Source organism: Streptomyces sp. NPDC086989, from assembly GCF_044745505.1.
GTDB lineage: Bacteria > Actinomycetota > Actinomycetes > Streptomycetales > Streptomycetaceae > Streptomyces.
Map to the genome: position 1 here is coordinate 197,668 of NZ_JBIVAL010000001.1, position 23,929 is coordinate 221,596.

Annotated in this window: 22 protein-coding genes; 13 read left to right on the forward strand and 9 right to left on the reverse strand. The window is 73.7% G+C overall.

The features are described 5' to 3' along the window. The first annotated feature begins 77 nt into the window (after positions 1 to 77). Entirely contained in the window at positions 78 to 596 is a 519-nt protein-coding gene (locus ACIPK4_RS00985; protein WP_402308183.1) for an EF-hand domain-containing protein, read from the forward strand. 91 nt (positions 597 to 687) lie between these two features. Here the strand turns inward: ACIPK4_RS00985 and ACIPK4_RS00990 are convergent, their stop codons facing one another. Beyond that, the gene (locus ACIPK4_RS00990; protein WP_402308186.1) at positions 688 to 2,397 is read right to left on the reverse strand and encodes a class I adenylate-forming enzyme family protein; all 1,710 of its coding nucleotides are present in this window, start codon (positions 2,395 to 2,397) and stop codon (positions 688 to 690) included. A gap of 140 nt (positions 2,398 to 2,537) precedes the next feature. Here ACIPK4_RS00990 and ACIPK4_RS00995 point away from each other — a divergent pair, with 140 nt between their 5' ends. From ACIPK4_RS00995 to ACIPK4_RS01010, 4 genes are all read left to right on the forward strand, one after another. Further along, positions 2,538 to 3,743 carry an amidohydrolase family protein gene (locus tag ACIPK4_RS00995; RefSeq protein WP_402308189.1) on the forward strand — a complete coding sequence of 402 codons (1,206 nt, stop codon included), beginning with the start codon at positions 2,538 to 2,540 and terminating at the stop codon, positions 3,741 to 3,743. Further along, positions 3,743 to 4,906 (forward strand): acyl-CoA dehydrogenase family protein, encoded by a 1,164-nt coding sequence (locus ACIPK4_RS01000; protein WP_402308191.1) that lies wholly within the window; start codon positions 3,743 to 3,745, stop codon positions 4,904 to 4,906. The genes ACIPK4_RS00995 and ACIPK4_RS01000 overlap by 1 nt, the downstream gene beginning before the upstream one ends. A gap of 5 nt (positions 4,907 to 4,911) precedes the next feature. Further along, positions 4,912 to 5,823, forward strand: a complete 912-nt coding sequence (locus ACIPK4_RS01005; protein WP_402308193.1) for an acyl-CoA dehydrogenase family protein — start codon at positions 4,912 to 4,914, stop codon at positions 5,821 to 5,823. A gap of 323 nt (positions 5,824 to 6,146) precedes the next feature. After that, positions 6,147 to 6,617 carry an ATP-binding protein gene (locus ACIPK4_RS01010; RefSeq protein WP_402308196.1) on the forward strand — a complete coding sequence of 157 codons (471 nt, stop codon included), beginning with the start codon at positions 6,147 to 6,149 and terminating at the stop codon, positions 6,615 to 6,617. 168 nt (positions 6,618 to 6,785) lie between these two features. On the opposite strand, the gene ACIPK4_RS01015 is transcribed toward ACIPK4_RS01010, so the two are convergent. Together ACIPK4_RS01015 and ACIPK4_RS01020 are read right to left on the reverse strand one after the other, a co-directional pair. Beyond that, positions 6,786 to 7,451, reverse strand: coding sequence for a response regulator (locus tag ACIPK4_RS01015; RefSeq protein ID WP_402308198.1), 666 nt, complete (start codon positions 7,449 to 7,451; stop codon positions 6,786 to 6,788). Then, on the reverse strand, positions 7,448 to 8,620 hold the full coding sequence (locus tag ACIPK4_RS01020) for a sensor histidine kinase (protein ID WP_402308201.1): 1,173 nt from the start codon (positions 8,618 to 8,620) through the stop codon (positions 7,448 to 7,450). Before ACIPK4_RS01020 ends, ACIPK4_RS01015 begins: the two co-directional genes overlap by 4 nt. Positions 8,621 to 8,769: 149 nt before the next feature. On the opposite strand from ACIPK4_RS01020, the gene ACIPK4_RS01025 reads away from it, so the two are divergent. After that, the gene (locus tag ACIPK4_RS01025; RefSeq protein ID WP_402308204.1) at positions 8,770 to 9,354 is read left to right on the forward strand and encodes a hypothetical protein; all 585 of its coding nucleotides are present in this window, start codon (positions 8,770 to 8,772) and stop codon (positions 9,352 to 9,354) included. A gap of 120 nt (positions 9,355 to 9,474) precedes the next feature. Here the strand turns inward: ACIPK4_RS01025 and ACIPK4_RS01030 are convergent, their stop codons facing one another. Beyond that, complete coding sequence (locus tag ACIPK4_RS01030) at positions 9,475 to 10,401, reverse strand: cyclase family protein (protein WP_402308206.1); 927 nt, start codon at positions 10,399 to 10,401, stop codon at positions 9,475 to 9,477. Positions 10,402 to 10,510: 109 nt separating this feature from the next. Between ACIPK4_RS01030 and ACIPK4_RS01035 the strand changes: the two genes are divergently transcribed. Genes ACIPK4_RS01035 through ACIPK4_RS01045 form a run of 3 tightly spaced genes read left to right on the forward strand, consistent with a single transcriptional unit; the run spans position 10,511 to position 13,714 of the window. Further along, positions 10,511 to 11,431: an SDR family oxidoreductase gene (locus ACIPK4_RS01035; protein ID WP_402308209.1), complete on the forward strand. Its 921-nt coding sequence runs from the start codon at positions 10,511 to 10,513 to the stop codon at positions 11,429 to 11,431. Between the two features lie 16 nt (positions 11,432 to 11,447). Further along, positions 11,448 to 12,650: an acyl-CoA dehydrogenase family protein gene (locus ACIPK4_RS01040; protein ID WP_402308211.1), complete on the forward strand. Its 1,203-nt coding sequence runs from the start codon at positions 11,448 to 11,450 to the stop codon at positions 12,648 to 12,650. Then, positions 12,647 to 13,714, forward strand: coding sequence for a Zn-dependent alcohol dehydrogenase (locus tag ACIPK4_RS01045; RefSeq protein ID WP_402308213.1), 1,068 nt, complete (start codon positions 12,647 to 12,649; stop codon positions 13,712 to 13,714). The genes ACIPK4_RS01040 and ACIPK4_RS01045 overlap by 4 nt, the downstream gene beginning before the upstream one ends. A gap of 178 nt (positions 13,715 to 13,892) precedes the next feature. Here the strand turns inward: ACIPK4_RS01045 and ACIPK4_RS01050 are convergent, their stop codons facing one another. Next, positions 13,893 to 14,516: a flavin reductase family protein gene (locus tag ACIPK4_RS01050; protein WP_402309049.1), complete on the reverse strand. Its 624-nt coding sequence runs from the start codon at positions 14,514 to 14,516 to the stop codon at positions 13,893 to 13,895. A 130-nt stretch (positions 14,517 to 14,646) separates the two neighbouring features. On the opposite strand from ACIPK4_RS01050, the gene ACIPK4_RS01055 reads away from it, so the two are divergent. Together ACIPK4_RS01055 and ACIPK4_RS01060 are read left to right on the forward strand one after the other, a co-directional pair. Continuing rightward, the gene (locus ACIPK4_RS01055) at positions 14,647 to 15,603 is read left to right on the forward strand and encodes a hypothetical protein (protein WP_402308216.1); all 957 of its coding nucleotides are present in this window, start codon (positions 14,647 to 14,649) and stop codon (positions 15,601 to 15,603) included. 136 nt (positions 15,604 to 15,739) lie between these two features. After that, the gene (locus tag ACIPK4_RS01060) at positions 15,740 to 16,531 is read left to right on the forward strand and encodes a VOC family protein (protein WP_402308218.1); all 792 of its coding nucleotides are present in this window, start codon (positions 15,740 to 15,742) and stop codon (positions 16,529 to 16,531) included. A gap of 12 nt (positions 16,532 to 16,543) precedes the next feature. On the opposite strand, the gene ACIPK4_RS01065 is transcribed toward ACIPK4_RS01060, so the two are convergent. The 3 genes from ACIPK4_RS01065 to ACIPK4_RS01075 form a co-directional block, all read right to left on the reverse strand. After that, on the reverse strand, positions 16,544 to 17,356 hold the full coding sequence (locus tag ACIPK4_RS01065; protein WP_402308221.1) for an enoyl-CoA hydratase/isomerase family protein: 813 nt from the start codon (positions 17,354 to 17,356) through the stop codon (positions 16,544 to 16,546). A 177-nt stretch (positions 17,357 to 17,533) separates the two neighbouring features. Beyond that, on the reverse strand, positions 17,534 to 19,768 hold the full coding sequence (locus tag ACIPK4_RS01070; RefSeq protein ID WP_402308224.1) for an acetate--CoA ligase family protein: 2,235 nt from the start codon (positions 19,766 to 19,768) through the stop codon (positions 17,534 to 17,536). 174 nt (positions 19,769 to 19,942) lie between these two features. Then, on the reverse strand, positions 19,943 to 21,181 hold the full coding sequence (locus ACIPK4_RS01075; protein ID WP_402308227.1) for a flavin-containing monooxygenase: 1,239 nt from the start codon (positions 21,179 to 21,181) through the stop codon (positions 19,943 to 19,945). A gap of 211 nt (positions 21,182 to 21,392) precedes the next feature. Here ACIPK4_RS01075 and ACIPK4_RS01080 point away from each other — a divergent pair, with 211 nt between their 5' ends. Next, complete coding sequence (locus ACIPK4_RS01080) at positions 21,393 to 21,845, forward strand: DoxX family membrane protein (protein ID WP_376196563.1); 453 nt, start codon at positions 21,393 to 21,395, stop codon at positions 21,843 to 21,845. After that, positions 21,842 to 22,267, forward strand: coding sequence for a Zn-ribbon domain-containing OB-fold protein (locus ACIPK4_RS01085; RefSeq protein WP_402308231.1), 426 nt, complete (start codon positions 21,842 to 21,844; stop codon positions 22,265 to 22,267). Before ACIPK4_RS01080 ends, ACIPK4_RS01085 begins: the two co-directional genes overlap by 4 nt. Before the next feature lie 889 nt (positions 22,268 to 23,156). Here the strand turns inward: ACIPK4_RS01085 and ACIPK4_RS01090 are convergent. Further along, positions 23,157 to 23,852 (reverse strand): pyridoxal 5'-phosphate synthase, encoded by a 696-nt coding sequence (locus tag ACIPK4_RS01090; protein ID WP_402308234.1) that lies wholly within the window; start codon positions 23,850 to 23,852, stop codon positions 23,157 to 23,159. Positions 23,853 to 23,929 lie beyond the last annotated feature (77 nt).

A 23,929-nucleotide genomic window follows, 5' to 3' on the forward strand; every position in this document is an offset into this window, starting at 1 on the left:
GCAGGCCACGTAGGCCTTACGCTCCTGCCTTGTCTTGAACAGCACCCCACCGCACATGTGAAGGCGGAACACCGAATATGGACAGCGCAGAATACGAGCGCAAGATCGCCGCCCGATTCGCCGCCTTCGACCAGGACGGGAACGGGTACATCGATCGCGAGGACTTCAGTGCGGCCGCGAAGGCGGTGCTGGCGGAATTCGGCACCACCGCGCGGTCCGACAAGGGCCAGGCCGTCTTCGCGGGCGCGGAGGCGTTCTGGCAGGGGATGGCCGGGATCGCGGACGTCGACGGGGACCAGCGGGTGACCCGCGAGGAGTACATCACCGGCGCCGCGAAGCGGCTGCGGGACAACCCGGAGCGGTTCGCGGAGATCGCGCGGCCGTTCCTGCGCGCGGTGATCGCGGTGGCCGACGAGGACGGCGGCGGCGCGACCCCGGCGGCGGCGGCCCGCGTCCTGCGCGTCCTGGGCACCCCGGACGAACTGGCCGGCCGGGTGGCGACGGCCCTGGACGAGGACGGCGACGGCCGCATCTCGGAGAACGAGATCCTGTCGGCGTTCGCGGCCTACTGCGGCGTCGAGGCCCCGGACGCGTAGCCGCCCGTCCCCGGACCGCCGTGCGGCAGACCGCCCCCGCCGCCCGGCGGATCCGCCGCGCCGGCCGGTCGGACCGCACGATGCCCCCGCCCTACGCGAAGCGTTCGCGCAGTTTGTACTTCAGGACCTTGCGGAGGGCGTCGTTGCGGGGGAGGGCGTCGACCAGCTCCAGTTGTTCGGGGAGCTTGTGGGGGGACAGGCCCTCCGAGCGCAGGTACGAGGTCACCTCGGCCAGGGTCAGCGGGGCCGCGCCCGGGGGCTGTTCGACGACCGCGCAGACGCGTTCGCCGCGTTCCGGGTCGGGGAGGCCGATGACGGCCACGTCGGCCACCGCGGGGAGCCGGTGCAGCAGGTCCTCGATCTCCTTCGCGGAGATGTTCTCGCCCTTGCGGATGATGACGTCCTTGCTGCGGCCCGTCAGGACCAGGTACCCGTCCTTCGTGAGGTGCCCGAGGTCGCCCGTGATCAGGTAGCCGTCGGCGTCGAACACGTCCGGGGAGCCGGTGTGCCGGTCCCGGCCGAGGTAGCCCTGGCAGACCGCCTCGCCGCGCAGCCGGACCTCCCCGTCCGTGTCCGGGGGCAGGGGCGTGCCGTCCGGCGCCGTGATGCGGATCGACATGCCCGCCGGGGGGCGGCCCTCCGTCGTCGCCAGGTTCTCGGCCGTGTCGTCCGGGGCGCCCATCGTGATCATCGGCACCTCGGTCATGCCGTAGCCGTGGGTGAGCTGGCAGCCCAGCTCGCGGACGACGGCGTGGTAGATCTCCGGCGGCTTCGGGGCGCCGCCGCCCGCCAGGAGGCGGAGGCTGGGGATCAGCCTGGTGGACGGGTCCTTGCGCTGCTCCGTGAGGAACATCGAGTAGAACGCCGTGGAGCCGCCCGCGACCGTCACCCCGTGGCGCCGGTACCCGTCCAGGGCGTCGGGCATCGCGAACTTCTCGAACAGGACCGCCGGGAACCCGTAGAGCAGCAGCATCACGGTGTAGTCGGGGCCGGCGATGTGCGCGAAGGGGAAGGCCATCGAGCCGACGTCGGCCGGGCTCAGCTGCAGGGCGTGGGCCAGGCAGGCGCCGCCCGCGATCAGTGAGCGGTCGGTGTGCAGGACGCCCTTGGGGTCCGAGGTGGTGCCGGAGGTCCAGTAGATCCACCGTACGGACACCCCGTCGCGCGGCGGCGGGGGGAGCACGGCCGGGTCCCCGTCCGGGAGGCTGCCCGCCTCGTGGACGCGGAAGACGCCGCGCGCGCCGAGCCGCTCGGCCATGGCCGTGTGGTCGAAGCCCCGCCAGACGCCCGGGACGGCGAAGAACTCCGCCTTCGACTCGCGCAGCGCGAAGCCCACCTCGCGGTCGCGGTAGAAGGGGATCACAGGGGTCTGGACGGCTCCGATCCGCGCCAGGGCGAGCGAGAGCAGGACCGTCTCGATGCGGGTGGGCAGTTGCCAGGCGACGACCGTGCCGGGGCGCACGCCCATGCCGTGCAGGCCCGCGGCGACGCGTTCGGAGCGGTCGCGGAGCTCGGCGAAGGTGAGGGTGCGGTCGTCGGCGGGGTCGTCGGCCGCCTGGATCAGCACCGGTGCGCCGGGGGTCAGCGCGGCCCGCCGGACGATCAGCTCCCACAGGGTGGGGGAGCGGCCCAGCCGTTCCGCGACGGCCCTGGCGGCCGGGGTGGCCGGGGTGGCCGAGGTGCCCAGGGTGGCTGAGGTGGCCGAGGTGCCCAGGGTGGCCGAGGTGCCCGAGGGGCCCGGGGCGTCCGTGCTTCCCGCCGGTCGCTCGCCGTCCGCTCCGTCCGTGCTGCTGCCCGACATCCCAGGACCTCCCCTTTGCTGACGGTACGTCAGATCAAGCGGAGAGCGTAGGGCTCCGGCGCTTGTCGGTCCAGGGGTGGCGGAGCTAGCTTGTTTCTGACGATCCATCAGATTCGTTCGGCTTGCGGCGAGGGGACACCATGGAACTGCCTCGGATCATCAGCGTCGACGACCACGTCATCGAACCCGCGCACCTCTTCGACGTCTGGCTGCCGGCCAAGTACCGGGACCGCGGGCCCAAGCCCCTCACCGCCGGCATCGGCGAGCTCGAATACACCGGCGGCAAGTACGTGATCTCCATGGACCCCGACGGCCCGCCCACCGACTGGTGGATCTACGAGGACCTGAAGTTCCCGTACAAGCGCAACATCGCCGCCGTCGGCTTCGACCGTGACGACATGACCCTCGAAGGCATCACCCGCGAGGAGATGCGCCGCGGCTGCTGGGACCCCACGGCGCGCCTCGCCGACATGGACCTCAACCACGTCGAGGCCTCGCTCTGCTTCCCGACCTTCCCCCGGTTCTGCGGTCAGACCTTCGCGGAGGCGCACGACAAGGAGGTCGCCCTCGCCTGTGTCCGCGCCTACAACGACTGGATGGTCGAGGAGTGGTGCGGCGACAGCGGGGGCCGGCTCATCCCGCTCTGCATCATCCCGCTGTGGGACATCGACCTCGCCGTGGCCGAGATCCGGCGCAACGCCGCCCGCGGGGTCCGCGCGGTGACCTTCTCCGAGATCCCCACCCACCTCGGACTCCCCTCCATCCACTCCGGTTACTGGGACCCCTTCTTCGCCGTCTGCCAGGAGACCGGGACCGTCGTCAACATGCACATCGGGTCCAGCTCCCAGATGCCCGCCGCCTCCCCCGACGCGCCGCCCGCCGTCCAGGCCTCCCTCAGCTTCAACAACGCCATGGCCTCGATGATGGACTTCCTGTTCAGCGGCGTGCTCGTCAGGTTCCCCACGCTGAAGCTGGCCTACAGCGAGGGCCAGATGGGCTGGATCCCGTACGCCCTCGAACGCGCCGACGACGTCTGGCGGGAACACCGGGCCTGGGGCGGGGTGCGCGGACTGATCCCCGAACCGCCGTCCACGTACTACTACCGGCAGGTGTTCTGCTGCTTCTTCCGCGACAAGCACGGCATCGCCTCGCTCGACGTCGTCGGCCGCGACAACGCCACCTTCGAGACCGACTACCCGCACGTGGACTCGACGTTCCCGCACACCAGGGAGGTCGCCCTCGACCACGTGAAGGGCCTCGACGAGGAGACGGTCTACAAGCTGATGCGCGGCAACGCCATCCGCATGCTCGGCCTGTCCTTCGACCAGGACCGCAGGAGCCGCTGATGGACCTGGCCTACACCGAGGAGGAGCAGGAGTTCCGGGCCCGGCTGCGCGCATGGCTCGGCAAGACCCTGCCCGAGCTGCCCGCCCGGCCGTCCCCCGACGACTGGCCGGGCCGGCGTGCGTACGACGCCGGGTGGCAGCGCAGGCTGTACGACGCCGGGTACGCCGGGCTGCACTGGCCCGTGGACGCGGGCGGACGCGGAGCCACCCCCACCCAGCACCTGATCTTCCTGGAGGAGACCGAGCGGGCCGGTGCCCCGTACGTCGGCGCCAACTTCGTCGGTCTGCTGCACGCCGGCCCGACCATCGCCGCCGAGGGCACCGCGGCCCAGCGGGCGCGCTGGCTGCCCCCCGTCCTGCGCGGCGACGAGGTGTGGTGCCAGGGGTTCAGCGAGCCCGGCGCTGGCTCCGACCTGGCCGCCCTGCGCACGCGCGCCGTGCGCGACGGGGACGACTACGTGATCACCGGCTCGAAGATCTGGACCTCGCACGCGGAGGTCGCCGACTGGTGCGAGCTCCTCGTGCGCACGGACCCCGTCAGCGAGACCGTGCCCAAGCACCGGGGGATCTCGTGGCTGGCCATGCCGATGGACGCGCCCGGGGTGACCGTACGGCCGCTGCGCACGCTCGCGGGCTCGACCGAGTTCGCGGAGGTCTTCCTCGACGAGGTCAGGGTGCCCGTCGCGAACCGGGTCGGGGACGAGAACGACGGCTGGCGCGTCACCATGGTCACCCTCTCCTTCGAGCGGGGGACGGCCTTCGTCGGCGAGGTCGTGGCCTGCCGCCGCACCCTGGGCGCGCTCGCGCGCACCGCACGGGCGAACGGCCGCTGGGACGATCCGGTGCTCCGGCGCCGCCTCGGGCGGCTGTACGGGGAGTTCGGTGCCCTGTGGCGGCTCACCCAGTGGAACGTCAGCGAGGCCGAGGCCCGCGGCGGGGTCCCCGGCGTCGGCGGCTCCGTCTTCAAGCTCGCCTACTCGCACGCCCGGCAGGAGCTGTACGACGCCGCCGCCGAGGTGCTGGGCGCGGACTGCCTGGCGCTGGAGGGGGAATGGGTGGCGGACCGGCTCTCCTCCCTCTCCTACACGATCGCGGCGGGCACCTCGCAGATCCAGCGCAACATCGTCGCCGAGCGGATCCTCGGCCTCCCGAAGGGCCGGTGAGGGCCGTGGACTTCCGCTTGACGGACGGGCAGCGCGACCTGCGGGCCGGCGTACGGGACCTGCTGGCGGGCCGGTACGGGCGCGAGGCGCTGCGGGCCTCGGTGGAGTCCGGCGGGGCGGTGGACCGGGAGCTGTGGCGCCGGCTCGGCGAGGCCGGGTTCTTCGCGTTGCGGCTCCCGGAGGCGGACGGCGGGGTCGGGCTCGGGCCGGCGGAGGCGGTCCTCGTCTTCGAGGAGGCCGGGCGGGCGCTGCTGCCGGGGCCGCTGGTCGCCACCCACCTGGCGGCCGGGACGGTCCCGGGGGCGGCGGAGGGCACCGCGGTGGTCACCGCGTTCGACCTGGGCGGACCGCTGGTGGCCCATCTCGGGGACGCGGACGCGGTGCTCGGCGCGCCGTCGCTCCCCGCGGGCGAGCCGGTGCGTTCCGCGGACCCGCTGACCCCGCTGCACCGGGTGGCCTCCGTGCCGGCCGGCGCGGAGGCGTACCGCGACGAGGGGGCGCTGCTGACGGCCGCCCTCCAGGTCGGGAGCGCGTCGCGGACGGTGGAGATGGCGGTGCGCCACGGGCGCGAGCGCGAGCAGTTCGGGCAGCCGGTCGGGGCGTTCCAGGCGGTCAAGCACCTGTGCGCGCAGATGCTGGTGCGGGCCGAGGTGGCCCGTACGGCGCTCTACGCGGCGGCGGTGACCGCGGACCCGGCGGAGGTGGCCGGGGCCAAGCTGCTGGCCGACGAGGCCGCCGTCCGCAATGCCCGGGACTGCCTGCAGGTGCACGGCGGCATGGGGTTCACCTGGGAGGCCGACGTCCACCTGCACCTCAAACGGGCCTGGGTCCGCGCCGAGCAGTGGCGGACGGCGCGGGAGGCCGAGGAAGTGCTCGCGGCGGAGCTCTTGGCGCAGGCGGAGGCCGCCGCGGGGTAGCTCACGGTCACGGAGCGGGGCACGGCCGGGACGACGCGGGACGCATGTCCGATTACAGAGAGTTGATATCGGTTTGTGTCCTTGGCCCGCCCCCTTGAGGCCCGGGGACGGGGGACTGCTCCGGTACGCTCCCGGGAATGCGAGCGGTTGAGCAGCGCGGGCGACGCGCAGTATGCACCATGCCTACTCCTTCGCGCTGGAATATGCCCGAAGCGCTTGTTGTGGTGACTGTATGTCAACCATGCTTCTCCACAAGGGGATCACGCTCGGTGATCCCGTCCTGTCGCGAGGCGAAGTGTCCGCCGGTTCGGATGGTGTGAGCGGTGCAGGTGCTTCAGGTACAGCTGGAGGTAGGGCCGGACCCCGCCGAGGTCGGCCGGGCCCGCCGCTGGGCGCGGTCCCGGCTGGCGGGGTCGGGCATAGGGGACGACGAACCGCTCGCCGAGACGCTGATCCTGCTGATCTCCGAGCTGGTCACCAACGCGGTCGTGCACACCGGCTGTCCGGCCGTCCTGCGCATGCTCTTCGGGGAACCGGGCGTACGGGTCGAGGTCGCCGACGCCAGCGCCCGCGGCCCGGCCCGGCGGCAGGCCGCCGGGGACGACACGGGCGGGCGCGGGCTGGAGCTGGTGGACGGACTGGCCGACCGCTGGGGCTGGCAGCGCGAGGGTGCCGGCAAGCGGATCTGGTGCGAGGTCGACCGCGCCGACCACTCCGCGGACTGCGCAACCGAACGGGGTGAAGGCTCGAACAGGACATGTGGGTCGACACGGGAACCGCGCGTGTACCTCTAACGAGGTGTTGACGGTTCGTCAACTGTTGATCACCCTTGTACTGAGCGATTCGTCGCGAGGGGACGCCAAGGGCAGACCTTGACGAGTGCGGGTCGTGGGGTGGCGGCTGCCGTGCCGCGCTCGGGGCGCGCACGAACGTACGCCGCCACCCGCTGGACCGCGCCGCCTTCACCGGGGCGGCGTGACCAGCCCCATCTCGTACGCCTTGATCACCAGTTGCACCCGGTCCCGGGCGTCCAGCTTCGTCAGCAGCCGCGCCACGTGCGACTTCGTCGTCGCCACCGTGATGAACAGCTCCTGCGCGATCTCGCTGTTCGACCTGCCCCGCCCCACCAGCGTCAGCACCTCCTGCTCCCGCCCGGTGATCGCGGGGGCCCGCTCGGGACCGGGGCCGGGCGCCCTTCCCGCGACGAAGTCCGCTATCAGGCGGCGCGTGACGCCCGGCGCGATGAGGGCGTCGCCCGCCGCGACCACCCGAACCGCCGCGAGGAGGTCGTCCAGCGCCATGTCCTTCACGGCGAAACCGCTCGCACCGGCGCGCAGCGCCCCGTACACGTGCTCGTCCTCGTCGAAGGTGGTCAGGATCAGCACCCGGGCGGCGCCCGGGCCGGCCGTGAGCCGACGGGTGGCCTCGATGCCGTCCATCTCCGGCATCCGGATGTCCATCACCACCACGTCGGGGGCCAGCTCGGCGGTCAGCCGGACCGCCTCGGCGCCGTTCGCGGCCTCGCCCACGACCTCCAGGTCCGGGGTGTCGGCCATCAGGACGCGCAGCCCCGACCGCACCAGCGGCTGGTCGTCGGCGAGCAGGACGCGGATGCGGGTGCCGCTCATCGCCCCTCCTCCCGTTCCAGGGGAAGGGCCGCCGCCACCCGGAAGCCGCCCGAGGGCCGCGGGCCGGCCTCGAACCGGCCGTTCAGCAGGGTGGCGCGCTCGCGCATCCCCGTGATGCCGAAACCGGCGCCGGCCGCAGAGCCCTCCGGGACGCCCCGCCCGTCGTCGCTGATCTCCAGGGTCAGTTCGTCCGGCCCGTACGCGATGCCCACCCGGCACGTCCCGGCCCGCGCGTGCCGGACCACGTTGGTCAGCGCCTCCTGCACGATGCGGAACGCGGCCAGTTCGACGTCGGACGGCAGCGGCCGCCGCCGCCCCGACCACACCACGTCGACGCGGACGCCCGTGTCGCCGGCGGCGGCCGTGGCGAGCCGGTCGATGCCGTCCAGGCCCGGTGCGGGCGCCAGCGACGCGGGCTCGCTGCGGCGCAGGGCGACCAGTGTGCGGCGCAGCCCGGCGAGGGTCTCGCGGCTGGTGGTCTCGATGGCCCCCAGGGCCTGGCGGGCCTGTGCGGGCTGCGTGTCGATGACCCGGCTGCCCACCCCGGCCTGGATGGCGATGACGCCGATGCTGTGGGCGACCATGTCGTGCAGCTCGCGGGCGATGCGCAGCCGCTCGTCGGTGAGGGCCTGTTCGGTGGCGCGGGCGTGGGCCTGCGCGGCGGACTCGCGGCCGCGCCGTACCGAGTCCCCGATCAGCCAGGCCAGGACCACGAGCGGCAGCTGGCTCTGGGTGAGGACGCGGGCGGAGCCGGTCACGGGCTGGGCGAACTGGGCCGTGAGCAGCAGCAGGACGGTCAGGGCCACGGCCGGCCACGTCACCCGGCGCGACCGGGTGGCCGCGACCACGCCGAGCGCCACCGCGGCGGGCAGCACCAGGGCGGTCGTGAGCCCGGGCGTGCGGCCGAGGAAGATCACGAGATATGCGTCGAAGATCATCAGGAACAGGGTGGTGAGCGGTGCGCGCCGCAGCAGCAGGGCGGCGGTCACCAGCCCGGTGATCGCGAGGAGCGGCCCGACGTCGAAGAGGCGGTCCCCGACGCCGAGGGGCACCCGGAGCGCGACGTTCGACAGTGCGAGGGTGCCCAGTGCGGCGCCCGCCCAGAGGGCCGCGGTCTGCCACCGGAGTGCCGGCCGCCCCCCGTCCGTCTTCCCTGATGAGGTGTCCATGCCGCGACAGTAACGGCCGTTCCGGGCACCGGCGTCGGCCCGCGGGATGCATCCCGCGGGCTCATGCCGGGGCCGGTGGTAACGCACGATTCCGCTTCGAGAACAATTGGGGACGCACTCGACGTTACTCAGCAGTAGGAGCAAGCGCGTTGAACCAGGACAGGCGTCTTCAGGCCGAGGAATTCCTGCAGCCCGAAGAGCGGTTGATCGCCGTATGTGCCTGCGAACCGGCCCCGGGGGTGCCGAGTCCGCCGGAGGACCTGCTCGCGCCGCCGGAGCCGGTGGCGCTCGGCCGGCGGATCGAGGACAAGCTCCCGCGCTCCCTCCAGCAGCTCCTCAAGGCCCGCGGGCACGACCCGCGCCGGGATTCAGGCGAACGGGCCCCCGGCCCGGCGGACGGCCAGGGCATGGAGGGGGGCTGGCAGAGCGCGGCCGGACGGTTCCTGATCGACCGGGCCGGCGCGCGTGGTTCGGCGACGGACGTCCTGGTGGTGACGGACCGGCGCTGGTTCGCCCTGACGGACGTCTCGCCGCTGTGGCAGTCGACGCCCGTGATGAAGCAGTACTGGGAGGTCCCGCGGTCGGCGGTCACCGTCGTGCGGGCGAATGCCGCGGGGTTGTCCCACAAGGGCCGCATGGACATCGAGTTCGCCGACCTCTCCTGGGTCTCCGTCGCCGCCCTGACCCCCGCCGAGGCTCCCGCCTTCGCGTCCGCGGCGGCCCGTTACCGCTGAGGGCGCCGACCGCGGACCGGCCGCCACGGGCGTGGCCGGCCGGTCCGCCGGACCGGCCGGTCCGCCGGACCGGCCGGCCACGCGGGCCGCCCGGCGGTTCGGCAGCGCGTGCGGGGTCACTCAGAGGACGGCCACCGGGGCGACCGGGGTGCCGACGCCGCCGACAAACGGCTCGGGCATGGCCGAGAGCAGAAAGCCGTACCGGTTTTCTTCTGCACAGGCTGTGGACAACTTTTCGAGGTTCCAGTTCTGGCCCTGGTGCATCCCCATCTCGACCAGGTCCAGGGCGTGCACCGGCAGCCACAGGTCGTCGATCTCCGGCGGGAAGATCTCGAAGGTCAGGGTGTCATTGGCGACGGCCGCCACGTCCCGCGCGTGGAACCACTCGGGCGTGCGGACGGACAGCCCGGGCGAGGGGAAGCCGTAGCCGTGCTTGTCGCCCGCCAGGTAGACCTGGATCTGCCCGGTGCGGATCAGGACGACGTCCCCGGCGCGCACGGTCACCCCGCCGAACTCCTCCGCCTCCGAGAGGTCCTCGGGGGTCACCGCGTGGCCGCCGGGCAGCCGGTCCACGCCCTTCGCGCGGGCCACGTCCAGCAGGACGCCCCGCGAGACGATGTGCCCGGCTTTGTCGATGCCGCTGAACTCGGCGCGCCCGTGCGCCGTGACGGTGCCGGCCGGGCGCCCGTTGTAGATCTTCCCCGAGTGCGAGACGTGCGTGAGGGCGTCCCAGTGCGTCCCGGCCTGGAGGCCCATGGTCACGGCGTCGTCGCTGCACGCCACCGTGCCCGGCCCGAAGAGCTCCTGGTTGATCTGCACCATCGTGTGCAGCGGGTTGATGCGGCCGGGGATCAGGCCGGCCTGGACCCCGTCCTCCTTGAGCGGGAGCGCGAGCGGGATCCGGCGCCCCGAGCGGACCTCGGCGGCGGCGGCCCGGACGACCTCGTCGGTGATCAGGTTCAGCGTGCCGATCTCGTCTGCGGCGCCCCAGCGGCCCCAGTTGTTGACGCGCTTGGCGATGTCGTGGAACGCGGGGGGCATGCCCATGGCCTCATCGGCTCCTTGTCGCGGGGAGATGTGAACGGGGGCTTGTGCAGCCGTGTCCGCCTGCCCAAGAATCTAACGGTCCGTCAGAAAACGCGGGAAGGGGTCGGGCGTGGGGAACTTCTTGGCAGGCAAGGTCGTCGCCGTCACCGGGGCGGGCCGGGGTATCGGACGGGCCGTGGCACTCGCCGCCGCCGCCGAGGGGGCCAGGGTCGTCGTCAACGACTACGGGGTCGGAATCGAGGGCGGCGAGCCCACCAGCGAGATCGCCCGATCCGTGGTCAAAGAGATCACCGCGGCCGGCGGCGAGGCCGTGGCCGTCGCCGACGACATCTCGACCATGGCGGGCGGCCAGCGCATCGTCGACACCGCCCTCGCGCAGTACGGCCGCATCGACGGCGTCGTGTGCGTCGCCGGCATCCTGCGCGAGCGGATGCTGTTCAACATGTCGGAGGAGGAGTGGGACCCGGTCGTCGCCACGCACCTCAAGGGCACCTTCACCGTCTTCCGCGCCGCCTCCGCCGTCATGCGCCGCCAGGGCGCCGGCACCCTCATCGGCTTCACCAGCGGCAACCACCAGGGCTCGGTCGCCCAGGCCAACTACAGCGCGGCCAAGGGCGGGATCATCTCCCTCGTCCGCTCCGCCGCCCTGGGCCTGGCCAAGTACGGGGTCACCGCCAACGCCGTCGCACCCGTCGCCCGCACCCGCATGTCGGCCAACGTCCCCATGGAGCTCAAGGAGATCGGCGAGCCCGAGGACGTCGCGGCCCTGGTCACCTACCTGCTGTCCGACAGGGCCGTCGCCGTCGGCGGCGAAAGGATCACCGGGCAGGTCTACACGATCGCCGGCCCGAAGATCGCCGTCTGGGCACAGCCGCGCGAGCTGCGGGCCGGCTACGCCGAAGGCTCCTGGACGCCCGAGAGGATCGCCGACTTCCTGCCCGCAACGGTCGGCACCGATCCGATGCCGATGCTGGCGCAGCTGGAGGCCATGGCCAAGGCGGCGGCCGCCAAGGACCGCCCCAACGCGTAGGGGAGCCCCGACGACCATGGACTTCAGCTTCGGGGCCGAGGACGAGGAACTGCGCGCCCGCGCCCGCGCCTGGCTCACCGAACACCTCGTGGGCCCGTACGCGCAGGTCCTCGGCCGCGGCGGACCCGGCAGCGAACACGAGGGCATCGACACCCGGCGCGCCTGGGAACGCGAACTCGGCCGCGGCGGCTGGATCGGCCAGGGCTGGAACACGGGGCCGGACGAGGACTACGGCAACCGGCGGCTCTCCCTCACGGGCCAGGTCGTCTGGGCCGAGGAGTACGCGGCGCTGCGCGCCCCCGGCCGGGTCGGCCACATCGGCGAGAACCTCCTCGCGCCGACCCTGATCGCGTACGGGTCCCCGGAGCAGCGCCGCCGCTTCCTGCCCGCCATCGCGCGCGGCGAGGAGCTGTGGTGCCAGGGGTACAGCGAGCCGGGCGCCGGATCCGACCTCGCGGGCATCCGTACGCGCGCGGTACGGGACGCGGGCGACGGGTCCCTCCGCGTCACCGGCCAGAAGATCTGGACCTCCCTGGCCCGGGACGCCGACTGGTGCTTCGTCCTGGCCCGCACCGAACCCGGCTCCCGGCGCCACCGGGGGCTGTCGTTCCTGCTCGTACGGATGGACCAGCCCGGCCGGGTCGAGGTCCGGCCGATCCGCCAGATGTCGGGGACCTCGGAGTTCAACGAGGTGTTCTTCGACGGAGCGGCGGCGGCGGAGGTCGTCGGCGGGGAGGGCAACGGCTGGACCGTGGCGATGGGACTGCTCGCCCTGGAGCGCGGGGTCTCCACACTGGTCCAGCAGATCGGGTTCGCGGCGGAGCTGGAGCGGGTGGTGGGGTCCCACCTGTCCTCGGGCGCCGGGGACCCCGTACTGCGCGAACGCCTCGTACGGCAGTGGGCCGAGCTGCGCACCATGCGCTGGAACGCCCTGCGGACCCTGGGCACCACGGGCGATCCGGGTGCGCCGAGCGTGGCCAAGCTGCTGTGGGGCGGCTGGCACCGGCGGCTCGGCGAGCTGGCGGTGGAGGTCCGCGGGGCCCCGGCCTGCGCCGGGCCCGCGGACTGGGCGCCGGGCCTGCCGTACGAACTCGGACTCGACGAGGAGCAGCGCCTGTTCCTGTTCACCCGCGCCGACACCATCTACGGCGGCTCGGACGAGATCCAGCGGAACATCATCGCCGAGCGCGTGCTCGGCCTGCCTAAGGAGCCCAGGTGAGAGGCGTCGTGTTCGACGGCAAGCAGGTCCAGGTGGTCGAGGATCTGGAGATCCGCGACCCGGGGCCGGGGGAGGTGCTGGTCGCGATCGCGGCGGCCGGACTGTGCCACAGCGACCTGTCGGTGATCGACGGGACGATACCGTTCCCGCCGCCGGTGGTCCTGGGGCACGAGGGCGCGGGGGTGGTGGAGGCGGTCGGGACCGGGGTCACGCACGTGGCGCCGGGCGATCACGTCTCCCTGTCGACCCTGGCCAACTGCGGGGCCTGCGCCGACTGCGACCGGGGCCGGCCCACCATGTGCCGCAAGGCCATCGGGATGCCGGGACAGCCGTTCTCCCGGGGCGGGAAGCCGCTGTTCCAGTTCGCCTCCAACTCGGCGTTCGCGGAACGGACGATCGTCAAGGCCGTCCAGGCCGTGAAGATCCCGGCCGACATCCCGCTGACCTCGGCGGCGCTCATCGGCTGCGGCGTCCTGACCGGTGTGGGGGCCGTGCTGAACCGGGCCCGCGTCGACCACGGCGAGTCGGTGGTCGTCATCGGCACCGGCGGCATCGGGCTCAACGTGATCCAGGGCGCCCGGATCGCGGGCGCGGGCAGCATCGTGGCGGTGGACGCTAACCCGGCCAAGGATGCGGTGGCCCGGCAGTTCGGGGCCACGCACTTCATCGACGCCTCCGCCGTGGCGGACACCTCGGCGGCGGTCCGCGAGATCCTGCCGACGGGCACCGACCACGCCTTCGAGTGCGTCGGCGACGTGAAGCTGATCCGCCAGGCCGTCGACCTCCTCGACCGGCACGGACAGGCGGTCCTGCTCGGCGTGCCCGGCTTCACGGAGGAGGCCTCGTTCCAGGTCTCGTCCATGTACCTCGACAAGACCATCATGGGCTGCCGGTACGGCTCCTCCCGCCCGCAGCGCGACATCGCCCTCTACGCCGAGCTCTACCGGCAGGGAAGGCTGCTGCTCGACGAACTCGTCAGCGAGGTCTACCCGGTCGAGGACTTCGCCAAGGCCGTCGACGACGCCCACCACGGCCGCGTGGCCCGCGGGGTGCTCACGTTCTGACGCGGGGCGACCGCCTCACCGTCGACGGCAGGGCCGGCCCCGGCGTGCAGGGCCGGCCCGGTCCCTCGGCGGCCGGCCCGGGCACGCCGGCCCGGGCGTGCGGCAGGCAGGGCGGGTGCGGGGGCCCGTGCAGCACGGCGCATCCGCCTCGTGACGAGGGTGTCCGCGGTGCGGTCGGTCAGGAACTGAAGCGGCCGAAGCGGCCCTTGTGGAAGAGCAGCGGTTCGCCCTCCCCGTCCGCGCCCATGGCCTCGACCCGGCCGACCACGATCAGGTGGTCCCCGCCGGTGTGCACGGCGTGGATCCGGCAGTCGATCCAGGCGGGCACCGCGGCCAGCCGGGGCGACCCGGTCACGGGGGCCGGGGCGTGGGCGACCCCGGCGAACTTGTCGGCGCCGCTCATCGCGAAGGCCCGGCACAGCTCGCCCTGACCGGCACCCAGGATGTTGACGCAGAACACCCCGGCGCGAGCGATCCGCGGCCAGGTGGTCGACGTACGGGCCACCATGAACGTGACCAGGGGCGGGTCCAGGGACAGCGACGCGAAGGACTGGCAGGCGAAGCCGGCGGGCCCGTCCTGGCCCTCGGCGGGCGGGGCGGTGATGACGGTGACCCCGCTGGCGAAGTTCCCGAGCACGGAACGGAACTCGGCGGGACTGACGGGCGCGCGCTCGTCGTCGCCGACGGCCCGCAGATCGGGGCGCGGCAGCGCGTCGACGTGGCCGGGGTCCGGGTCCCGCTCCGTCGGGGCGGAGGTGGGGGAGCCGACTGACCTGAGGTATCGGACGACGGTGGCCGCCATCCCTGCGTGTCCCATCACCTTCCCGATTGAAGCTGACGAGCCGTCAGATGGGAAGGGGCGTGGGCCGGCGACCCGGAAAGGTGTATCGTCCCGAGTGATTGAACGTGTTCAATCGGTGGGGGTGGGGGCCATGGGCACATCAGAGGCGTACGGGCCGAAGCCGGTTCCGCAGCCAGGGCCGGATCCGGTTCCGCAACCGGCTCCGGCCGTCCGCGCCGGACGGTGGTCACACCTGGCGACCGGGGCCGACCTGGCCTTCATGGCGCAGCTCGTCGTGGCGGGGGCGGTCTTCCTCGCCACCGCCGGCATGCGCGACGACCACGGCACGGGCTTCGCGGGAGGCGCCCTCTCCTACGCGCCCCGGGTGCTCCTCCTGGTCGTGCTCGCCGCGTACCTGCACTGGCTGCTGTTCACCCTCCCCGCGATGGCGCTGGCACGGCTCCTGGGCACCGCGCGGTGGGCGGCGGCCCGGGCGGCGGTGGGCGCCGCCGCGGTGTCCGCGCCCTACGCGTGGGGGGCCGCGGCCCTGTGGGACGTCCCGTTCGGCCGGTCGGCGGCCTGGGTCGCGGGCACCGGGCTGCTCCCGGTGACGGCGGCCTGGTACGCGCGCCACCGGTTCCTGGGGTGGGGCGCGATGGCGGCCCGGATCGGCGCCGTCACCGGGATCGCCCTCCTCCTCGCCGCCTTCGGCGGCTTCCTCCTGGAGCGGACCCGCTGGCACGCGTACGAGGCGCCCCGGCTGGACCGGAGCCGCTACGTCGGGGAGTGGACCGGCGCCGGCGGGGCGTACCGCCTGCGGCTGGGCGAGGACGGCGCGGCGGAGGCCGGCAATCTGCCGCTGGCCGGGGGGCACATCGGAGTGTGGGACAGCTGCTCGGGGACCGGGACGTGGAGGTTCGAGCCGCAGCGCGACTCCGGCGGCCCCTTCCACCGCGGGCCGCGGGACCGCGTCACGCTCACGATCGAGGGCTGCCGCTTCGGCGACTGGGAGGTGGCGGGCACGGCCGACCGGCCCGAGCTGTTCTACGTCGATCGCGATCCGGGCGGCCCGGGCGGCCCGGACGTCACCATCCTGCACCGCCTGTAGCGCGGGGCCCGCTGTTCGCCCGTACGGGTGAACCACCGCCCCCGCAGGACCCGTACGCCGGACAGCCCCGGGAGACGTCGGCATCGTGGCCCCCGGCCCCGATCCACGGCCCCACCCGTCACCCAGGAGGATGCGCATGCTCGGCACCGACTTCCGCACCGGATCGCCCGTCTGGCTCGACCTCGGCAGCCCCGACACCGACGGCGCCGCCGCCTTCTACACCGCGGTCTTCGGCTGGTCCTTCACCGCGCTGGGCCCCGAGGCCGGCGGTTACGGGTTCTTCCAGATCGACGGCAAGACCGTCGCCGCGCTCGGGCCGCTCACCGAGGACGGTGCGAACACCGCCTGGATGGTGCACTTCATGAGCCCGGACGTGCAGGCCACCGTCACGGCCGTCCGGTCCGGCGGCGGGGAGATCCGGATGGAGCCCATGGACGTCATGGGCGAGGGCTGGCTCGCGCAGGCCACCGACCCGCAGGGAGCGGAGTTCGCCGTCTGGCAGCCCGGCAAGACCGCCGGGCTGGGGCGCGTCTCCGAGGAGAACTCCCTGGTGTGGGCGGAACTGCACGTACCCGACCCCGCCGCCGCCATCGAGTTCTACCGCGGCGTCTTCGGCTGGCGCAGCCAGGAGATGCAGACGCCCGGGATGACCTACCGCGTGCTGAGCCTGGCGGACGGCGACCAGCAGCAGACCTCGTTCGGCGGCGTCGCACCGATGGGCGAGGGCGCGGGCGGCGGAGTCGAGAAGCCGCGCTGGGTGCCGTACTTCCACGTCGCGGACGTCGACGCCACCGTCAGCGCGGTCAAGGAGAACCGCGGATCGGTGCTCATGCCCGCGGCCGACGTGCCCGACGTCGGGCGCATCTCGTGGGTGGCGGACCCGTCCGGCGCCGTGTTCGCCCTCCTGAAGCCCGACCCCCGGATGTGAGCGGAGCCGCTGCTACCGCCCGAGGTACTTGGGCGGGCGGCGCTCCACGAAGCTCGCCACCCCCTCGTTCGCGTCGGCGGTGGTCATGTTGATCTCCTGAGCGGTGGCCTCGGCGGCCAGCGCAGCCGCCCGGCCACCGTCCAGGGAGGCGTTGACCAGCTGCTTCGTCAGTGCGAGGGCGCGGGTCGGGCCCTGCGCGAGGCGCTCCGCCCACGCGCGGGCGGTGGCCTCCAGCTCCTCGCCCGGAACCACCCGGTTGACCAGGCCGAGCCGTGCGGCCTCGGCCGCCGGGACGGCGTCGCCGAAGAACATCAGCTCCTTGGCCTTCTGCGGGCCGATCAGGCGCGGCAGCAGATACGCGCCCCCGCCGTCGGGGACCAGGCCGCGGCGGACGAACACCTCGATGAACCGGGCCGATTCGGCGGCGATGACGAGGTCGCAGGCGAGCGCCAGGTGCGCGCCGATGCCGGCGGCCGTGCCGTTGACGGCGGCGATGACGGGCTTCTCGCAGTCGAGCACGGCGGTGATCAGGCGCTGCGCGCCGAGCCGGATCATGCGGGCCACGTCGCCCGCGACCCGCTCGCCCGGTGTGGCGGGGGCGCCGCGCAGGTCGGCGCCCGCACAGAAACCCTTGCCGGTGGCGGTGACGACGACGGCCCGCACGGCGGGGTCGGCGTCGGCCTCGCCGAGCAGGGCGATGACGCGCTCGCGCTGGTCCCAGGTCACGGCGTTCATGGCCTCGGGACGGTTGAGGGTGATCCACGAGACACCGCCCTCGATCCGGTGCAGCACTTCGCCGGCGGGGCCGTGGGGGGCGCTCGTCATGGGCTGGACTCCCGTTCGGGGTGGTGGTGGTTTCCGCGGTGCGTGCGGGTGGGGCCCAGCGCGGGTGGGGCCCAGCGCGGGTGGGGCCCGCGCGGGCGGGGCCTAGCGCGGGTGGGGCCCGCGCGGGCGGGGCCTAGCGCGGGTGGGGCCCGTGCGGGCGGGCCCCGTGCGGGTGGGTCAGCGGCAGACGGCGAGCGCGTCCAGTGCCACCGCCCCCTGCCCGCGCGGGAGCACCATCAGCGGGTTGACGTCCAGTTCCGCCAGGGAGCCGCCCAGCTCCAGCGCCATCCGCTGCACCCGCAGCACGACTTCGACCAGCGCGTCGACGTCCGCCGGCGGCGCCCCCCGGACCCCCTCCAGCAGTGCGCGGCCGCGCAGTTCGCTCAGCATCGCGCGCGCCTGGTCCTCGCCGAACGGCGGGACGCGTACCGCCGCGTCGTGGAGCACCTCCACCAGGACCCCGCCCAGGCCCACGGTGACGGTCGGCCCGAAGAGGTCGTCCTGGGTGACCCCGACGACCATCTCGACCCCGCGCTCCACCATCTGGCACACGAGGATTCCGTCGAGCGGGACGTTCTCGTAGCGGGCGATGTCCGTCAGCTCCCGGTAGGCGTCCCGGATCTGGCTCGCCGAGGTGAGGCCGATCTTCACCAGGCCCAGCTCCGTCTTGTGCGCCAGCTGCGGTCCCGAGGCCTTCATCACCACCGGGTAGCCGACCAGGCCGGCCGCCCGGACCGCGGCCGCCGCGCTGGTCACGAGCTGCTCGCGGGGGACCCGTATCCCGTAGGCCCGCAGCAGCTGTTTCGCCGCGTGCTCGCTGAGCTGCTGGCCCGGGCGCATCAGCGCCTGCGCCTTGCGGTACGAGGGGGACGGGGTCCGCGGCGCGTCCTCGAAGGGGGAGCGGTAGGCGGCGGTGAAGCGGTGGTGGCCGAGGTAGGCGCGGACGGCGGTGATGCAGTTGCCGAAGGTGCGGAAGGTGGCCACCCGGGAGGAACCGAGCAGGGTGGTGCGGTAGGCCTCCTCGGTGCCGACCGGGGAGCCCCAGACCACGCAGACCAGCTTGTCGCTCTGCTCGGCCGCGTCCACCAGGTCCTGCGCGAGCTTGTCGCTCATGGGCGGGAAGGGCCCGGTGATGGGACAGATCAGCACGCCCACGGAGGGGTCGGCGAGGATCGCATCGATGATCTTCCGGCCCCGCCAGTCGCCGACGGGGTGGCCGCCGTTGTCCACCGGGTTGGCGACGTTCAGGTACTGCGGTATCCACTGGTGGAGCTCGTCCTGCTTGGCCGGGGAGAGGGTGGGGAGGCTGAGTCCCGCCTCGGTCGCCAGGTCGGAGAAGTGCGCTCCGGTGCCGCCGGAGATGGAGTACACGACGACCCCGTCGGCCTGCGGTGTGCGGGCCCGGGCGAGCAGCGCGGCGGTGTCCTGGAGCTCGTCCAGTCCGTCGACGCGGATGACGCCGAACTGCCGCATCGCGGCGTCCACGACGGTGTCGGCGCCGGTCAGCTTCCCGGTGTGGGAGGCGGCCGTCCGGGCCCCGGTCTCGGTGCGGCCGACCTTGACGGCGACGACGGGGACGCCGTTGCGGGCGGCCCGGTCGGCGGCCAGCAGGAACGAACGGCCGTCCTTGAGGCCCTCCACGTAGCAGGCGATGGCGCCGACCTCGGGCTGCTCGGCGAAGTAGGAGATGAAGTCGGAGGTTTCGAGGTCGGCCTCGTTGCCCGTGGGAGCCCAGTGGGAGAGCCGGATGCCCAGCTCCTGGAGGGTGTAGACGGGACGGCCCTGGTGGCCGGACTGGGTGATCAGGGCGATCGCCGGGCCGTCGAGGTCGTCGCGGAACTCCTCGAAGGCGTTGAGGTTGGTGTTGGGGCCGAGGAGGCGAAGGCCCGACCGCCGCACGGCATCGGCGAGCCGGTCCTGGGCGGCGGCGCCCGCGTCCCCGGTCTCGGCGAAGCCGGAGGCGAAGGCGACGGCGAACTTGACCTTGGCCTCGGCCAGTTCCTCGATCACGGGCAGCGGATCGCCGACGAGGAGGACGGCGAGGTCGACCTGCTCGGGCAGGTCGGCCACGGACGCGTGGCAGGCCAGTCCGAAGACGGTGGGGCGGGTGGGGTGCACGGGGTGGATCCGGGCGCCGACGCGCTCGGCCCAGGCGATGAGCTGGCGCGTGATGCCGGTGTTCGGTCTGCCCTCGGCGTCGGAGGCGCCGATGACGGCCACGGACTCGGGCCGGAAGAGCCGGTCCAGGTCGGGGACATCGGCGTGCAGGGGCCGTCCGCTGACGTCCAGCGCGACCGTGTCCGAGGCGGACGGCGCCGCCGTGGAGTGGACCGCCGTCCTGGGGGTTTCCCCGCAGGCCTCGACACGTGCGCGGAAGTCGGTGGTGAGGGTGCCGTGAGTAGATCCAAGCATCGTTCCGCCCGCTCCTGCTCGATGAAGCTCAATAACTGACGCGTAGTCAGATTACTGAACTGACGCGTCGTCAGGAACAGTGCTGCGCAGGAAAGTGGTGGAGGTGGTGTGGGGAACGGTGACAGATGCCTCCGGGGTGGGTCCAGGGCGCGATTCGGCCGCTTCCGCGGCCGGCTACGCGAGCGGGTCGACCGGACGCAGGCCGGTGTCCGGCAGCTCCTCGAACGGCTGTCGCGCGACCTGGGGGCCGAGCCGACGGGACAGGGCCCGGGCGATCTTCTCGGCGTCCAGGGCCATCTCGCGGAACATCCCGCTGATGGGGTTGGTGAAGCCGGTGAAGTACAGGCCGGGGGCCTGTGCGGGGGTGCGGGTGCCGTGCGTGCGCGGGCGCCCGCGCCCGTCGAGCACGTCCAGGTGCCCGACCAGGCCCTCCAGGCCGCGACGGTACCCGGTGGCCGCGATGACGGCGTCCGGGGCGATCCGCGTGCCGTCCGCGAGCACCACCTCGCCGCCGTCGAAGGACGCGACGGCGGCGACCGGCTCGACCTCGCCCGCGCGCACGGCGTCGATCAGGCCGACGTCCTGGACCGGGACCGCACCCTCCTTGACCCTGCTGTACAGGCCGGTGTCGGGGCGCGGGAGCCCGTACGCGGCCAGGTCGGGGACGGACGCCTTGGCGACGAGCGCGCCGATCCGGTCCACGAGCCGCACCGGCAGCCGCCGCACCAGGATCCCCGTGCGCTGGGCGGCCCAGCCCGCGGTGGAGCGGCGCACGATGTGCGGGGCGGTGCGCACGGCGACCCGTACCCGCCCCGCCCCGCCCTCGGCGAGGTCGACGGCTATCTCGGCACCGGTGTTGCCGACGCCGACGACGAGCACGTCCCGGCCCTCGTACGGGACGGCGTTGCGGTAGTCGCGGGCGTGCAGCAGCTGCCCGGCGTACGTGTCGCGGCCCGGCCAGTCCGGCAGCGCGGGCGTGTGGTTGAACCCGGTGGCGACGACCACGGCCCGGGCGTCGAGGACCCGGCCGCCGGTGGCGTGCAGGAGCCAGCCGTCCCCGCCGGGGGCGGGGTCGATCCGGGTCACCTCGACGCCGGTGACGATCTCCAGCGCGTGGAACTCGGCGTACTTCTCCAGGTACCGCACCACGTTGTCCCGCGAGACCCACCGGCCGAACCGGCGCGGCATGGCCAGCCCCGGGAGCCCGGAGAGCCGTCGGGTGGTGTGCAGGTGCAGCCGGTCGTAGTGCCCCCGCCATGAGGTGCCGACGGCATCGGACTTCTCGACGACCACCGCGCGCACCCCGCGGGCGCGCAGCGCCGCGGCCGCGGCGAGGCCGCCGGGGCCGGCGCCGATGACGTAGACCGGGCGCGGCTGGGTGGACATCTCGGGGGCTGTGGGGACTGCGGGCATGAGGAGTGATCGTATCGACACACAGCGTTGATGGGTCTCGGACAAGGAGGGAATCGATTGCGGATCGATCACGGCAGGGCCGCGGCGGCCGCCCCGGCTCCGTCGGGACAGGGCGTCCGCGAGGCCCGGACGGTTCCCGGCGGGGGCCTTGCGGGATCGGCGGGGATCCGCTGAACTGACGTACCGTCAGATCAGTGGAAGGGGAGGGCCGATGCAGAGCATCTGGCTCAGTGGGGCCGAGTGGCTCGCCGTGCTCCGGACGGGGCTCGGCCTGTGGTGGCTGGAGAGCTGGCGGCACAAGGACAAGAAGGGCTGGTTCGAGCGCGGCACCGGCATCGCCTGGGCCGCCGACGTCGCGGGCAAGCACCGCTGGCCGTTCGTGAAGGGCGGCTTCGAGAAGGTCGTCCAGCCACGCCCGCGGCTGATGGCGTACGTCGTCGTCTACGCGGAACTCGCCCTCGGTCTGGGGCTGGTGCTCGGCTTCCTGACCCCGGTCGCACTGGTCGGCGGGCTGCTGCTGAACCTGCTGTATCTGGTGCTGATGATCCACGACTGGGCCGAGCAGGGGCAGAACGCGATGATGGCGCTCATCTCGCTCGTCGCGCTCTTCTCGATGGCCTGGCAGACCTGGTCCCTCGACGCGGCGATCGGACTGTTCCTGTGAGTGCCCGCCACGACCTCCCCGAGCCCGACGACTTCACCCGGCCCTACTGGGACGCGGCCGCCGAGGGCCGGCTCCTGCTGCGCCGCTGCGCGGACTGCGGGCGGGCCCACCACTACCCGCGCGAGTTCTGCCCGCACTGCTGGGCCGGTGAGGAGCGGGTGTCCTGGGAGCCGGCGAGCGGCCGCGCCACCCTCTACACGTGGTCGGTGATCCACCACAACGACCTCCCGCCGTTCGGGACGCGCGTCCCGTACGCGGCGGCCGTGGTCGACCTGGCCGAGGGCCCGCGCATGATGACGGAGGTCGTCGACTGCGACCCGGCGGACCTGCGGATCGGCCTGCCGCTGCGGGTGACGTTCCGCGAGGCGGCGGAGGGCGTCAGCATCGCGGTCTTCCGGCCGGACCGCGCGGACGCGGCCTGACCAGGCGCGGCGGGAGGGCTGTTCACGCAGCCACGCGGAATCGGGGTCGGTGTGCGGCTCACCCGCCACGACGAGGATCGGCGCGGTCTCGTCGCCGTCGTCGGCCGCCGCCCTCACCGCCGCCGGTCCGGCGGGGTCCCGCCAGTGTCGCCCCGGTGCATCCGGCGGGCGCTGCGGCCCGGCGGACGCCCGGCCGCATACAGCGGCTGCAGCCCGGCCGCGAGCCGACCGGCCGCGAGCCGTCCGGCCGCCAGTGGACCGGCCGCGAGCCGTCCGGCCGCCAGTGGACCGGCCGCGAGCCGCCCGGCCGCCAGTAGGCCGGCCCCCGCCAGTAGGCGACCGGTCGGCCGTCGGCCGCCCGCGGCGCCGGGCCACCAGCGCGCCGATCCACCTCGGGATGGCCGGAGGAGCGTGCGCCGCGGGGCCCGCGAAGGCCTGGGTGATGTCCAGCCGGCGGTCGGCGTCGGGGCCGGTCGCGGCCAGGCGAGGTCGGCGCGGTGGGCCCGCGGCACCCGTCCGGGGGCTGCACGCAGACCGGCAGGGGCGCCCGCAGCGGCGCCGGGGGCACCGCTGGACATCTGCCCGGCGGCAACGGCCGGGCCGCAGGACACCAGGGCCTGCCCTTCGGATCAGGCCGGATCAGCCCGCCGCGAGCCCGGCATGACCGGGGAGAGGGGCCGTGGCGGCACCGGCAGGAGATCCCAGCGCGTGTCAGGGTGACGCAGGCCAAGGGCCGTCCCGTGATCCCCGGTGGACCAGCGCGCGGCGTCGGATGCGGTGCACCGCACGGCGGAGGGTCGTCCGCATACGGGGCGTATCCGGGCGTCCCGACAACGCGGCGAGGTGCCGTAGCCGGCGTCGCGCGTCCGCCGGGGGTACGGGACGGCCCTCAGGGCCACAGCAGTTCGCGGATCCAGTCGCTGCCGTCTCCGGTGCGGCGGTAGCGCAGCCGTACGTGCCGGCGGGAGGCGTCGCCCTGGAAGAACTCGACCTCGGCCGGGTCCAGGACGTACCGGGTCCAGGTCGGGGCCGGGGCGTCGGGTTCCGTACCGGCCCGCTCCCAGGCAGCCTCGGAGACTCGCCGCAGCTCGTCCACACTGCCGAGCACCTCGCTCTGCCGGCCGGTCAGCGCCGCCGCGAGCGCTCCCCGTGAGCGGACCGCCAGGTCCGCCCGGCTCTCATGCGGCCCGCAGGCGGTGACCCGGCCGCGGATCCGGACCTGCCGGGCCACGGACGGCCAGTAGAAGCCGAGCGCGGCGTCCGGGTGCCCGGCGAGCTGGCGGCCCTTGGCGCTCGTGGCGTGCGAGGCGAAGTGCCAGCCGTGCCCGTCGGCGTCGTGCAGCATCAGGATCCGCACGTCGGGCCGCCCCTCGGCGTCCACCGTCGCCAGGCTCATCGTGTGCGGCTCGGGCTGCCCGGCCGCGGCGGCGTGCAGGAACCACTCCCGGAACAGCGCCAGCGGCTCGGCCGGCGCGGCCTCCGGATCGAAGGAGGGCAGCGGGCCGTCCCACACCCGCAGGGAATGCAGGGTGGCGTGGAACGCCTCGATCTCGGCCGTCTCGTCGCTCGTGATCTCGCGGGTCATGGCGTCCATCGAACACCATCGGAGCAGCTTCGGCGTTCGCCGGATTCCGAGCCTTTGCCGTTCCTATGATGTGCAGC

Coding starts and splice junctions, on each gene's coding strand:
- ACIPK4_RS01020 (WP_402308201.1), bottom strand. CDS start 8,620: ATGGACACCTCATCAGGGAAGACGGACGGGGGGCGGCCGGCACTCCGG.
- ACIPK4_RS01090 (WP_402308234.1), bottom strand. CDS start 23,852: ATGACCCGCGAGATCACGAGCGACGAGACGGCCGAGATCGAGGCGTTC.
- ACIPK4_RS00995 (WP_402308189.1), top strand. CDS start 2,538: ATGGAACTGCCTCGGATCATCAGCGTCGACGACCACGTCATCGAACCC.
- ACIPK4_RS01015 (WP_402308198.1), bottom strand. CDS start 7,451: ATGAGCGGCACCCGCATCCGCGTCCTGCTCGCCGACGACCAGCCGCTG.
- ACIPK4_RS01040 (WP_402308211.1), top strand. CDS start 11,448: ATGGACTTCAGCTTCGGGGCCGAGGACGAGGAACTGCGCGCCCGCGCC.
- ACIPK4_RS00985 (WP_402308183.1), top strand. CDS start 78: ATGGACAGCGCAGAATACGAGCGCAAGATCGCCGCCCGATTCGCCGCC.
- ACIPK4_RS01070 (WP_402308224.1), bottom strand. CDS start 19,768: ATGCTTGGATCTACTCACGGCACCCTCACCACCGACTTCCGCGCACGT.
- ACIPK4_RS01060 (WP_402308218.1), top strand. CDS start 15,740: ATGCTCGGCACCGACTTCCGCACCGGATCGCCCGTCTGGCTCGACCTC.
- ACIPK4_RS01000 (WP_402308191.1), top strand. CDS start 3,743: ATGGACCTGGCCTACACCGAGGAGGAGCAGGAGTTCCGGGCCCGGCTG.
- ACIPK4_RS01075 (WP_402308227.1), bottom strand. CDS start 21,181: ATGCCCGCAGTCCCCACAGCCCCCGAGATGTCCACCCAGCCGCGCCCG.
- ACIPK4_RS01030 (WP_402308206.1), bottom strand. CDS start 10,401: ATGGGCATGCCCCCCGCGTTCCACGACATCGCCAAGCGCGTCAACAAC.
- ACIPK4_RS01055 (WP_402308216.1), top strand. CDS start 14,647: ATGGGCACATCAGAGGCGTACGGGCCGAAGCCGGTTCCGCAGCCAGGG.
- ACIPK4_RS01080 (WP_376196563.1), top strand. CDS start 21,393: ATGCAGAGCATCTGGCTCAGTGGGGCCGAGTGGCTCGCCGTGCTCCGG.
- ACIPK4_RS01050 (WP_402309049.1), bottom strand. CDS start 14,516: ATGGCGGCCACCGTCGTCCGATACCTCAGGTCAGTCGGCTCCCCCACC.
- ACIPK4_RS01065 (WP_402308221.1), bottom strand. CDS start 17,356: ATGACGAGCGCCCCCCACGGCCCCGCCGGCGAAGTGCTGCACCGGATC.
- ACIPK4_RS00990 (WP_402308186.1), bottom strand. CDS start 2,397: ATGTCGGGCAGCAGCACGGACGGAGCGGACGGCGAGCGACCGGCGGGA.